Source organism: Rosettibacter primus, assembly GCF_036860675.1.
Taxonomy (GTDB): Bacteria; Bacteroidota; Ignavibacteria; order Ignavibacteriales; family Melioribacteraceae; genus Rosettibacter; species Rosettibacter primus.
In genome coordinates, this window is record NZ_JAYKGK010000002.1 from 358,638 (window position 1) to 370,883 (window position 12,246).

Sequence of the window (12,246 nt, forward strand, 5' to 3'; positions counted from 1 at the left end):
ATGGAAAAATTAAACAGATTAGAATTAAGCAGCTCGCCGCATATTCACTCAAAGTGGTCAACAAAAAAGGTAATGTGGTTTGTTGTACTTTCATTACTTCCTCCTTTAATATCAGGTGTTATTTTCTTTGGTGTATATCAATTACTAATTGTTTCGGTCAGCATTTTCTTTGCTGCTATTACAGAAGCTATTATCAAAAAAATTCGTAAAAAGAAAATTACAATTGATGATGGAAGTGCAGTAGTAACTGGAATATTACTTGGATTAATTCTCCCTCCAAATTTTTCATTAACTGCAACTGCATTAGGAGCAATATTTTCAATAGCAATTGGCAAAGAATTATTTGGCGGACTGGGTTTTAATATATTCAATCCTGCATTAATTGGAAGAGCATTTTTACAGGCAGCTTTTCCAGTTGCAATGACAACATGGTCAAAACCAAATTTTTCTGTTGATACAATATCATCAGCCACACCGCTTGCTGCTTACAAATTCGATAGAATACTTACTAAACTTGAACCTATGATTATAGGAAACATTGGCGGTTCAATCGGCGAAACTTCTGCTATTGCAATTTTAGCCGGTGGAATTTTTCTAATTATTGTTGGAATTGTAAACTGGAGAATTCCTATTTCTATGATAGCTGGAATAATTCTTTTTGGAGGAATATTCTGGATAATTGACCCGATAAAATATCCAAATCCTTTATTCCACATTTTTGCCGGTGGTTTTCTTCTTGGAGCTTTTTACATGGCTACTGATTGGGTTACATCTCCAGTTACTTCAAAAGGAATGTGGATTTTCGGATTTTGCATTTCATTAATCATTGTTATAATTAGAATTTTTGGCGGTCTACCCGAAGGGGTAATGTATGCAATACTTATTATGAATGCATTTGTGCCTTTAATTAATAGGTTGACTGTACCAAGAATTTTTGGAGAACAAATCCGGAGCTTGCAGGGATGAAAAAAACTATCAAAATTATTGTTGTGTTGACTATTATTGGAATAATTTCCGGTGCATTGCTTACAAAAGTAAACGAATGGGCAAGTCCATTAATAGCAGCAAATAAAAAAGCAGAAACAGAAAAAGGAATTTTTCTTGTTCAACCTGATGGAAAGTATTACGAAAAAATTAACACAAATGATATTGAAATCTACAAAGTATTTGATGACAATAAAAATTTTATTGGCTATTCTTTAGCTTTTGAAGGAAATGGTTTCCAGGGAAAAATTAGATTGATGGTGGGATTGTCAACCGACTTAAATAAAATTACTTCTCTTGAAATCTTAGAACAAGTTGAAACTCCCGGACTGGGTACAAAAATCACCGAAGAACCTTTTAAGAATCAATTTAAAGGTCTTCAAACATTTCCTCAAATTAATTGGATAAAAGGGAAAACTCCTGAAGAACCAAATGAGATTCAAACAATTACCGGTGCTACAATATCTTCAAAGTCTGTAGTCGCAATTGTGAATAATGGAATCCAAAAAGCACGCAGCTTAAAAGAAAGAGGTTCTTTATGAAAAAGCAAGTTTCTATCTGGAAAGAATTTACAAAAGGTTTATGGGAAATAAATCCAACTTTTAAACAGATACTTGGAATGTGTCCAACTCTTGCTGTAACAGTTTCAGCAATAAATGGAATAGCAATGGCACTTGCAACAACATTTGTTCTTGTATTTTCAAGCTTTTTAATTTCATGCGTTCGTAAGCTAATTCCTAATCAAGTTAGAATTGCATCTTATATTGTAATCATTGCAACTTTTGTAACAATTGCAGATTTAGTAATGAAAGCAAAATTTCCAGAACTAAGTAAAGCTCTTGGTCCTTTTGTGCCATTGATTGTCGTAAATTGCATTATTCTAGGCAGAGCCGAAGCTTTTGCATCAAAAAATTCTCCTATAAGATCAATAATGGATGCACTTGGTAATGGTGTCGGATTTTTAATTTCACTTACTGTTATTGGAAGTATAAGAGAATTACTTGGTTCAAGAACAATTTTTGGTTATCAGATTCTCCCTGATTCATTTGAACCTTTACTTGTAATGATTTTACCTGCAGGTGCATTTATAACTTTAGGATTACTAATGGGAATTGCAAATGCATATGTTGAAAGAAAGAAAAACATTGAACACAAATCATTAATTGAGAAATACAGAAAAAATTATTCGTCTGAAATAAATCTTTCTCAAAATGCCGAGTAAGCGGAGGAGTAAATGGAATTATTAATTATTTTTATATCAGCTGCAATTGTAAATAATTTTGTACTTTCAATGTTCTTAGGAATATGTCCTTTTATCGGTGTATCAAATAAAATTTCTTCTGCTCTTTCAATGGGAATGGCTACAACTTTTGTAATGGTATTAACCGCAGTAGTAAGTTGGATTTTATATTTCAAAATTCTAATCCCATTCAATCTCGATTTTCTTCAAATTCCTTCTTTTATTCTTGTTATAGCATCATTAGTTCAGTTTGTTGAAATGGTTATTAAAAAAATTAGTCCTGCACTTTATCGTGCACTTGGAATTTTTCTTCCATTAATTACAACAAACTGCGCAATTCTTGGATTGGCTTTACTTTTATCAATGAGAAATTATACATTTCTGCAGAGTATTTTTTTCGGTTTAGGTGCAGGCGCTGGATTTACTCTTGCATTATTAATTATGGCTGGAATAAGAGAAGAACTTGACTTAGCAGATGTTCCAAATGTTTTTCGCGGTGCACCAATTACATTAATCACCGCTGGACTTTTAGCTTTAGCATTTATGGGTTTTGCAGGAATGATTTAATGAAAAAATTTTTTTACATAATTCTATTACTGACTTTTATTTCCTGCAGCAATAGTAAAACTATTAAACGCACTACTATTGCTATGGGCAGCACTGTAGAAATTCAAGTTCGTGGTGTTAATGAGGTTATTGCAAATAAAGCAATTAATGCTGGATTCGAAGAAGTAAGAAGAATTGATACTCTTTTTTCTACATACATGACTGGAAATCTAATGTGGAAATTGAACAATACAGATGCAGATGAAATAATTGTTGACAAAGAATTTTTTTATGTACTAAAAAAATGCGATGAATTCTGGAAAATAACTGATGGATGTTTTGATGTTACACTCGAAAATCTAATTGAATTAATTGGCTTTGATAAAAATTCTCCCGACATTCCACCTTCTCAAAAAATCAAAGAAGCACTCAAAAAAATTGGATGGGAAAATATTACTCTAAAAGAACCAAATATTTTAATTAAACCAGCTAATATTAAACTAAATTTTAATGCATGCATTCCTGGTTATGCAGCTGATAGAATTGCAAATATTCTCTCAAATTATGGAATTAAAAACTATCTGATTAATGTTGGCGGAGAAATTTTTGCAAGAGGTAAAGACTGGAAAATTGGAATTCAACATCCACGCAAGCAATTTGAACTTTTAGCAACAATCAAAGTAGATGGAAAAGGTGTTTCAACTTCAGGAGATTATGAACAATTTTTCAAAAAAGGAAAAAAAACATTTACACATATTTTTAATCCTATTACGGGTTATCCTGCAAATGAATGCCAATCAGTTACAGTAATTGCTGATGATGCAATGACAGCTGACGCTCTTTCAACTGGAATTTTTGTGTTAGGACCTCAAAAAGGAATCAAATTAGCTGAATCCCTGAAAAATGTAGAAGTTATAATAGTAGATTCTTCCGGAGTAATTTATCAATCTTCAAATTTTGAAAAATATTTATCGAGGTAACTATGGAAATGACATTGATAATTGCTATTGCAACAATGGGAGGTTTAGGATTTTTATTTTCAAGTGGATTAGCATTTGCAGATAAAAAACTTCGTGTAGAGGAAAATCCTTTAATTGAAAAAATTAATGAAATATTGCCAGGAGCAAACTGCGGTGCCTGTGGTAACGCAGGATGTTATGATTTTGCTGTAAAAGTTGTAGAAGGAAAAATTCAACCAAATGGTTGTCCAGTAGGCGGAGAAGAAACTGCAAAATTAATTGCAGAAATTCTTGGCATAAAAACATCGGGGACAACTAAAATGATACCAAGAATTTTATGCAATGGAAATAAATTTAATGCTACTAAAAAACCAGTAAATTATATTGGTCCAAAAAATTGTGAGGTAATGTCAATTGTATCAGGCGGCGATAAACTTTGTCTCTATGGATGTTTAGGTGGTGGAGATTGTGTAAATACTTGTCCTTTTGGTGCTTTAATAATGAACGAAAATGATGAAATACCAGAAGTTATTGAAGAATTATGCACAGGCTGTGGCTTATGTGCAAAAGCCTGTCCGCGCAACATTATTGAAATGCATCCTATTGATAGAAATATATTTGTCTTCTGTAAAAATCAGGATGAACCTAAAAGAGCAAAAGAAGTATGCAAAGCTGCATGTATTGGCTGCGGAATATGTGCTCGCAAATCTGATGGTGGAATTGAAATGATTAATAATCTTGCCGTAATTAATTACGATAAAATTGATGAATCTAAAATTCCATTTGATAAATGTTCAACCGGTGCAATTAGAAAAATTATTGAAGTTAATGTAATATCTAAATGAATTGTGTGATTTTATCTGTAAAATCTGCGAGAGATTTTTTCAGAAATTAGAACACAGACCTGTCTGATGCAGGCAGCGCAGATTTGACAGATAACTATAAGATAAAATCTGCGAAAATCTTGTCTAATCTGTGTCATCTGTGTGCTAAAAAATCAATACCTTTTCACGCAGATAATCGCAAAAAGTATGAATCTTATATACAAAAAAACCGTGTGATATAATTTATTACAATATGGTATTTTATAAATGTATCAAGAAGAAATAATTGAAGAAGGAATTGTTATTACTTCATCAAATAAATTTGCAGAAGTTGTTATAACAAGAAATGATAATTGTGAACATTGTTCAGCCAAAATAATATGTTCACCAAAAGATACTAACTTAAGAACTTTAAAAGTGATTGATAATTTTCATACACAACCAGGTGATATTGTTAAAATATCAATTCAAGGAAACACGATTTTAAAAGTTTCTGCTCTAATCTATGCTTTACCACTTCTGATACTTATAGCTGGAATAATGTTAAGTTTTTATTTATTTGATTTCGGGAATAATGAAATTTATTCCTTTTTATGTGGTTTAGGTTGTGTTATGATTTACTATTTTATTTTATTTCTCATAAATAAATATAAACCATCAAAAATTTATCCTCGAATAATTTCTGTAAAGCAAACCTCTTAGCACTCTTTTCTATAAGATAAGAACACACGCCTGCCTGCTGCAGGCAGGCAATGCAAATTAGACAGATAACCACTCTAGAGATATATCAGTGATAATCTTGTCTAATCTGTGTTATCAGTGTTCTAATAATTTGTGACTTTCTATCTAACCTCTGCGATTAAGGAAAAACGCAAAGGAGCAAAGGACGCAAAGTAAAAATCTGTGAAAATCTTGTTTTATTAGTGTCATCAGTGTGCTAAAATATTGTATATATAAGAAATACAAAATAAATAATAAGTGTAACTCTACGAAATCCGCAAGAAATAAATTTCACAGCAGACTACATTCATTCTGAATGAAGCGAAGCGGAATGAAGAATCTCATAAAAACGAAGAATGGAATTAGATTCTTCGTCGCCCGCTTTCAGCGGTCTCCTCAGAATGACAGGGGAAAAGAATAACGGCGGACTCCTCAGAACAACAGGGAAAGTGGTATTGTCATTCTGACTCGCCGAAGGCGAGGAAGAATCTCTTAAAAGCGAAAAATGGAATTAGATTCTTCGTCATCCACCTTTCGGTGGGATTCCTCAGAATGACAGGAAAAAAATAACGGTGGTCAACTCAGAATGACAAGAGAAATAAAAATGTCATTCTGACTCGCCGAAGGCGAGGAAGAGTCTCTTAAAACAAGAGAATTAAGTCATACTGAGTTCGCTACAGGCAGACGAAGTATCTCAACAAAAAAGACGGTATAACAATTTAGTTTTTTAATTAATATAACTAACCCCCCGAGAAATACTTTGAGCTAGATTTCCCTCTCTTTTTAAGAGAGGGATTTAGGGTGAGTTTTTTATGATGATTGAATTGAAAATAAAAAGTCATTCTGAATGGAACGAAGTGGAAAGAAGAATCTCTTAAAAACAAAAAATGGAATTAGATTCTTCATCGACCACCTAACGGCGGTCTCCTCAGAATGACAGGGAAGAAATAACACCGTCATTCTGAATGAAGCGAAGTGGAATGAAGAATCTCTTAAAAACAAAAAATGGAATTAGATTCTTCGTCGTCCGCTTTCAGCGGTCTCCTCAGAATGACGGGGAAAAAATATTGGCGGTATCCTTAGAATGACAAATAATAATTACACTTAATGATATCATCATTCAGTAAAAATTTGCAATATAAATTTAAATGCAGACATTATTTAAGAAGTAAGAATATTAAGATTTCGATTAATGGAATGAAAGATAAATCTGATTAGCTTTAATTTACTTTGTAATATGCACCTCTCAATTGATAATTACTTGTTTTTCTTATGATGAAATACTACTCTAAATGTTGTACCCACATTTTTCTTTGACTCAACACTAATGGAAGCATTATTCAACTCACAATATTTTTTAACAAGAGCCAATCCTAAACCATTTCCTTCAAATGGTCTTGAATAACCCTGTTCTTCCTGAACAAATGGTTCAAATAAACGAGGCAGAAATTCTTCGCTAATCCCTATGCCAGTATCTTTAACCTTAACTACTTTTTCCTTTTTATCATTTTCATTAAGTGAAATTTCTACATATCCTTCTTTTGTATACTTTATAGCATTGTCTATCAAATTTGCAAATATTTGAGTTACACAATACTCATCAGCAATAATTTTTGCATCTTCAACATGATATTTCTTAATTAAACTCAAACCTTTGGATTCTGCTAATCTTAAATACTCATTAAATAAATTTTCAAGTATCTCATCTTTCAAGTCAATTAATTTTGGATTTGTTTGATATGCTCCAATTTGTAATTCAGACATATTTAAAATCTGGTCAATGGTTCTGATAATTCTAAATGATGCGGAATCAATACTCGTAAATAATTGTCTGTATTCAGGTTCAACAAGGTCATAAACAGATTCCTTAATAAGATTTGTACTGCTTACAATAATATTAATCGGGGTTCGAATTTCATGAGATACTTGAGCAAGAAATTCGGTTTTAATTTTTTCTGCCTGTTCAGCTTTTTCTTTTGCTCTAATTAATGCTTCTTCTGCTAATTTACGTTCATTAATATCTAAGTGAACACCAATTGCTCTCACTGGTTTTCCTTGTGAATCCCTTTCTATAATTTTTCCAACATTTAAAATCCACTTCCAGTTTTTATCCTTTGTTAACATTCTGCATTCAACACTGAAAATATCAGTTTTGCCGTCTTCATGTTCTTTAATTTTTTCTCTCACAACTTCTATATCATTAGGATGAATTAAATTTATAAATGCATTCAAATCAGATTGAATTTCTTCGAGTGTGTAACCGAGCATTTCGGCCCATTGCTTATTTCTAATAACCTTACCTGTAACAAAATTTTGATCCCATAAACCAATATTCGCACTTTCTATTGCTAAATTAAGCCGTTCTTCACTTTCACGTAATGCTTTCTCTATCTTTCTTATTTCAGTAATATCAATATAATTCACCAAATACTGATTTTGTTTATTCCATACAATTCTTCTTCTAAATACTTTAAGATTTCGCACTTCTCCATCTTTTCTTACAATACTTACTTCATAATTTGGTGTTTCAACACCCAGTTTTCTCAATTCTCTTCTCTTCTTAAATTCTTCATAACTTTCTGGAGTATAACGATTCGATACTGATGTATTAATCAATTCTTCCAAGTTTTCATAACCATAAATATCAAGCAGTGCTTTATTTGCATAAATAGTTTTACCTTGTTCATCGACAATACGAATACCAATAGGAGATTCATCAAAAGTGTGTCTGAAATTTTCTTCTGCTAAACGTAATGCTTTTTCCGCTTCTTTGCGTTCTGTTATATCTATTAATGTCCCAACAATAGCAGGTTTATCTCTATAAATAATTTGTGTCCCATGAACTTCTACAAAAATAATTCTGCCATCTTTTCGAATACCTCTGAACTCATAACGAATATCTTTTACTTTTCCTTCAATTCGCTTTCTTATATTCTCTTTTACTAAATCACGGTCATCAGGATATGTTAAATCTACAGGTCCCAGTTTATCAATAATTTCCTCAGCATTATAACCAAAAGTATTAGCTAATGAAGGATTAACATATTTAAAGACATTATCCTGAATCAAATAAACACCGGCTAAGGTTGATTCTGAAAGAGCACGGAATTTTTCTTCACTTTCCTTAATTGCTTTTTGAATTCTGCGTTCTTCAGTTTGGTCTCTAAAAACTAATACTACCCCAGTAATATTTTTTTTGCTGTCAAAAATTGGGGCTCCAGAATCTGCAATCGGATATTCCTTTCCATCCTTAGAAATTAAAACTGTATGATTGGCTAAACCTACAACAATTCCTTCTCGTAATACTCTTCTTACAGGATTTTCTACAGATTTTCTTGTTTCTTCATTGATTATTTTAAAAACTTCTTCAAGTGGTTTTCCTTTTGCTTCTTCTTCCTTCCAGCCTGTTAATTTTTCTGCAACAGCGTTCATTATTGTTACTAATCCATTAGTATCAACAGCAATTACACCGTCTCCAATACTGTAAAGCGTTGTTCGAAGCTCTGACTCGCTGATTTTCAAAGCTTCTTCCATTGTTTTCCAAGCTGTTATATCTTCGTAAGTTCCTAATACTCCCTTAATATTTCCTTCGGCATCTAATAATGGAATTTTGCTTGTCCTTAACCACAACTTTTTTCCATCCGGTGATGTTTGAGGTTCTTCATAATTCAATTTTGGTTGTCTTGTTTCAATAACAAATTTATCATCTGCACGATATAAATCTGCTTGTTCTTTCCATCCCATCTCATAATCATTTTTTCCAATTAAATCATCAGGAGAATTTAGTCCAGCATCTTTTGCAAAAGGTTTATTACAGCCAAGGTAATTAAGATTAACATCTTTCCAAAAAACTCTTACAGGAATAGTATCAAGGATTAAACGCAACATATTACGCGATTCTCTAAGATCTTTTTCAGCTTTAATTCTTTTTTCTTCTTCATCGAAATGTTTTATTGCAAAAGATAAATCCATTGATAATTCGTTAAGAAGATTTATTTCCTCATCACTGAAATAATTTTTTTGACTTGAAATGAAATTTATAGTGCCTATAATTTTTTCATCTATCAATAATGGCAATACAGCAAATGAATTTAATCCAAGAGAAATTAGAACATCTTTCTTTTTTTCATCTTTTAATTCGCTAATAATATCATTGCAAACCACATTTTCATTTACTAAAAATTTAACATCTACTAATTCATCAATTTTTTCTTTCAGAGTGTTAAAAAGTCCAGGTTTCTGTTCGTTAAAAAATAATGGCTGCAGTTTCATTGTCTCTTGATTCAGCAAACTAATCCAGCACACATCATAATCCCCATCATGAACTACAATTCTGCATATATCCTTAAATAATTTTTCTTTTTCTTTAATTCTTACTATCGATTGGTTAACATCACTCAAAACCCGATACAATCTATTAAGACTTTTAACAATTCTATAACTTTCTTCTTCAATAATTTTTTCTTCTTTTTCTTTCGAGCGCCAGATTATATAAATTCCTATCAATACTAAAGACAGCAAAAGAGTAATTATAATAAAAAATAATTCTGATTTTACATTTAGTGGTTCTATTATTTCTTCATGTTGATTGATGAAATGTAAGCCAAGCAAAAACATTAAAACAAGAACAATTAAAAAAAGAAGCCCAAAGATTATGCCCTCAAATATTTTTTTGTTGTTCAACATATTCTATTTATAATTATATTTTATTTATTCTACACCTTTTATTAACCCCAATATTTTACTTATAACAAATGTTAATTATTGAGTTCATAACCTAAAAATAATGTAGGTCATCTCATCACAATTAAAATAAGCTAAAAATCAAAGGGGGCATTTCGAAGGAATTTATTTCTAAAATTTATAATTAATAATTTAAACAACCCCCGAATTACTTAAATTAACAATATAAATCCTTCTTAATTTTTTTACATCATTATTATCGAATTATAATGATGTTTTTAAAGTAAATAAAAACACTTATAATTTTTATTTCATCAACAACATTTTTCTTACTGAGTTATAATTTCCTGCTTCAATTTTATAAAAATAAATTCCGCTTACCATATTTGCTGCATTAAATATAACAGAATGATACCCTGCAGGTAAAACTCTGTTAACCAATGTTGCTACTTCTTTTCCCATCGAATTATAGACTTTCAATGTTACATTTGCTTCTTCAGGTAAAGCAAAGTGTATTGTTGTTGATGGATTAAATGGATTAGGATAATTCTGATACAATGCATAGTGCAAAGGTATATTAGCATTTTCATTCACACTTACAACTGGACTTGTTTTAACAGAGGTTGTATCGTAAACTATATTATGCCCATCTAATACAGCAATAATAATTTGAAATGTTTTATTAGCCTGGTCTTGAGTAGGAGTCCATGTAAATAAACCACTTGCACTAATACTTGCATTATCAGGAACTTTAACTTGAGCAAAAGTTAATGGATCCCCTTCTGCATCAACTGCCTTATACTGAAATGTAAAAGTAACGGGCACATTATGCACTGTTATAATTGTATCTTTTGGAATTGTTTTCGTAAATACCGGTGGCTGATTTGCATCAGCAACATTAATTATCAAATTTTTGGAATTTGTTGCATTATATTCATCCATTACTGTAAATGTAATTATATATGACCCTGCTTGATTATAATTTGGCTTCCATGTAAATAATCCTGTAGATGTAACTTCAGCTCCTAATGGTAAACCGGTTCCATAAAATATTAATGTTGCTCCAGAATCAGGGTCAGTTGCAGTAAGTTGAAGACTATATGATTGTCCTTCGCTAATATTTACTGGACTTGTAGTATTCAAGTTCAATGTTGGTGGTCTGTTTACATTATTAACCGTAATAGTTACATTCAATACAGAAGTATTAACACCATCGCTTGCAGTAAATGTCACTACATAAGTTCCTTGTTGATTAAAATTAGGAGTCCATGTAAATGTTCTTGTTGAAGGATTAAAATCAGCTCCCTGTGGTTTATTTTGTATTCCAAATGTTATTACATCATTCTCTGGGTCTGTTGCATTAACTGTAAATGTTAAGGTTTCACCTTCATTTACATTTTTATTCTCTACTGGGGTAAATACAGGAGGATTATTTGTAGTGCTGACTGTAGCAGTTCCATTTTGCCATGTTACCTGCAAAGTTTGAGGACCAAACATCTTGGGATTAATATTTCCATTTCCGTAATCAATATCACCAAATTGTAATGCTGTCGAACCGCTGTTTCTAAACTTTATTCTTATATTGAATAATGTGCCTGAACCTGTTAATGGATATGCGCTTGCCCACGAGACTCTCAAGTAAGCATTTGCCGTATCAACTTTTATAGTTGGACTATTGCTGCCAACAAGTGTTCCTGTAGTACTTATCCCTGTGATATATGCGGCACTTTTATTATAGTTTATTTGAAACTGAAAAGATGTTACATTCTGACCAGTTAAATCCGATACCGTAATTGGAAAAAGATTTTCACTGTTTGGAGCTCCTACTGCTGTAGGTAATGAAATTACTACCTGTGAATAACCTAAACTGTAGAATAGAATTACAAAAATGAATATTAACTTTTTCATTTCATTTCCTCTAAATTATAAAGATTTGTTTATTAATATAAAACAAATTTTAAGTTTTCTCAAAAGTTATTCTCATTTTAGTGACATTCATCAAAAAAATTTTTGGGGAAAATACTGAAATAAACACTATTATTAAACACTGTAGAAAAGTTACATTAAATCCATAAAGAACTCATAGTATTTCTTTTTTTAACCCTGTTATAATTTGAGCGAAAATTATTTTGTTATTCTGAAGTGTCTCTCCAAAAGATGGACAACTGAGATTCTTCCTCGCCTTTGGCAAGTCAGAATGACAATACCACTTTCCCTGTTGTTCTGAGGAGTCCACCGTTATTCTTTTCCCCTGTCATTCTGAGGAGACCGCTGAAAGCGGGCGACGAAG

General features: G+C 31.6%; 9 protein-coding genes. 7 read left to right on the forward strand and 2 right to left on the reverse strand.

All coding sequences use genetic code 11. From position 1 onward, the window contains the following. From VJY32_RS04750 to VJY32_RS04780, 7 genes are all read left to right on the forward strand, one after another. Positions 1-966 (forward strand): RnfABCDGE type electron transport complex subunit D, encoded by a 966-nt coding sequence (locus VJY32_RS04750; protein WP_353676744.1) that lies wholly within the window; start codon positions 1-3, stop codon positions 964-966. Next, the gene (locus VJY32_RS04755) at positions 963-1,526 is read left to right on the forward strand and encodes an RnfABCDGE type electron transport complex subunit G (protein ID WP_353676745.1); all 564 of its coding nucleotides are present in this window, start codon (positions 963-965) and stop codon (positions 1,524-1,526) included. Before VJY32_RS04750 ends, VJY32_RS04755 begins: the two co-directional genes overlap by 4 nt. Continuing rightward, positions 1,523-2,206 (forward strand): electron transport complex subunit RsxE, encoded by a 684-nt coding sequence (gene rsxE / locus VJY32_RS04760; protein ID WP_353676746.1) that lies wholly within the window; start codon positions 1,523-1,525, stop codon positions 2,204-2,206. Before VJY32_RS04755 ends, rsxE begins: the two co-directional genes overlap by 4 nt. Before the next feature lie 12 nt (positions 2,207-2,218). Further along, on the forward strand, positions 2,219-2,791 hold the full coding sequence (rsxA, locus tag VJY32_RS04765; RefSeq protein WP_353676747.1) for an electron transport complex subunit RsxA: 573 nt from the start codon (positions 2,219-2,221) through the stop codon (positions 2,789-2,791). After that, entirely contained in the window at positions 2,791-3,750 is a 960-nt protein-coding gene (locus tag VJY32_RS04770) for an FAD:protein FMN transferase (RefSeq protein WP_353676748.1), read from the forward strand. Before rsxA ends, VJY32_RS04770 begins: the two co-directional genes overlap by 1 nt. A 2-nt stretch (positions 3,751-3,752) precedes the next feature. After that, entirely contained in the window at positions 3,753-4,574 is an 822-nt protein-coding gene (locus VJY32_RS04775; protein WP_353676749.1) for an RnfABCDGE type electron transport complex subunit B, read from the forward strand. A 246-nt stretch (positions 4,575-4,820) separates the two neighbouring features. Beyond that, entirely contained in the window at positions 4,821-5,255 is a 435-nt protein-coding gene (locus VJY32_RS04780) for a SoxR reducing system RseC family protein (protein ID WP_353676750.1), read from the forward strand. A gap of 1,275 nt (positions 5,256-6,530) precedes the next feature. Here the strand turns inward: VJY32_RS04780 and VJY32_RS04785 are convergent. Together VJY32_RS04785 and VJY32_RS04790 are read right to left on the reverse strand one after the other, a co-directional pair. Then, positions 6,531-9,959 (reverse strand): PAS domain S-box protein, encoded by a 3,429-nt coding sequence (locus tag VJY32_RS04785; RefSeq protein ID WP_353676751.1) that lies wholly within the window; start codon positions 9,957-9,959, stop codon positions 6,531-6,533. Positions 9,960-10,262: 303 nt separating this feature from the next. Next, the gene (locus VJY32_RS04790) at positions 10,263-11,864 is read right to left on the reverse strand and encodes an Ig-like domain-containing protein (protein ID WP_353676752.1); all 1,602 of its coding nucleotides are present in this window, start codon (positions 11,862-11,864) and stop codon (positions 10,263-10,265) included. Positions 11,865-12,246: the final 382 nt, after the last annotated feature.

Excerpts from the sequence above, each read along its gene's own strand:
- VJY32_RS04750 (WP_353676744.1), top strand. The coding sequence starts at position 1 with ATGGAAAAATTAAACAGATTAGAATTAAGCAGCTCGCCGCATATTCAC.
- VJY32_RS04755 (WP_353676745.1), top strand. The coding sequence starts at position 963 with ATGAAAAAAACTATCAAAATTATTGTTGTGTTGACTATTATTGGAATA.
- rsxE (WP_353676746.1), top strand. The coding sequence starts at position 1,523 with ATGAAAAAGCAAGTTTCTATCTGGAAAGAATTTACAAAAGGTTTATGG.
- rsxA (WP_353676747.1), top strand. The coding sequence starts at position 2,219 with ATGGAATTATTAATTATTTTTATATCAGCTGCAATTGTAAATAATTTT.
- VJY32_RS04770 (WP_353676748.1), top strand. The coding sequence starts at position 2,791 with ATGAAAAAATTTTTTTACATAATTCTATTACTGACTTTTATTTCCTGC.
- VJY32_RS04775 (WP_353676749.1), top strand. The coding sequence starts at position 3,753 with ATGGAAATGACATTGATAATTGCTATTGCAACAATGGGAGGTTTAGGA.
- VJY32_RS04780 (WP_353676750.1), top strand. The coding sequence starts at position 4,821 with ATGTATCAAGAAGAAATAATTGAAGAAGGAATTGTTATTACTTCATCA.
- VJY32_RS04785 (WP_353676751.1), bottom strand. The coding sequence starts at position 9,959 with ATGTTGAACAACAAAAAAATATTTGAGGGCATAATCTTTGGGCTTCTT.
- VJY32_RS04790 (WP_353676752.1), bottom strand. The coding sequence starts at position 11,864 with ATGAAAAAGTTAATATTCATTTTTGTAATTCTATTCTACAGTTTAGGT.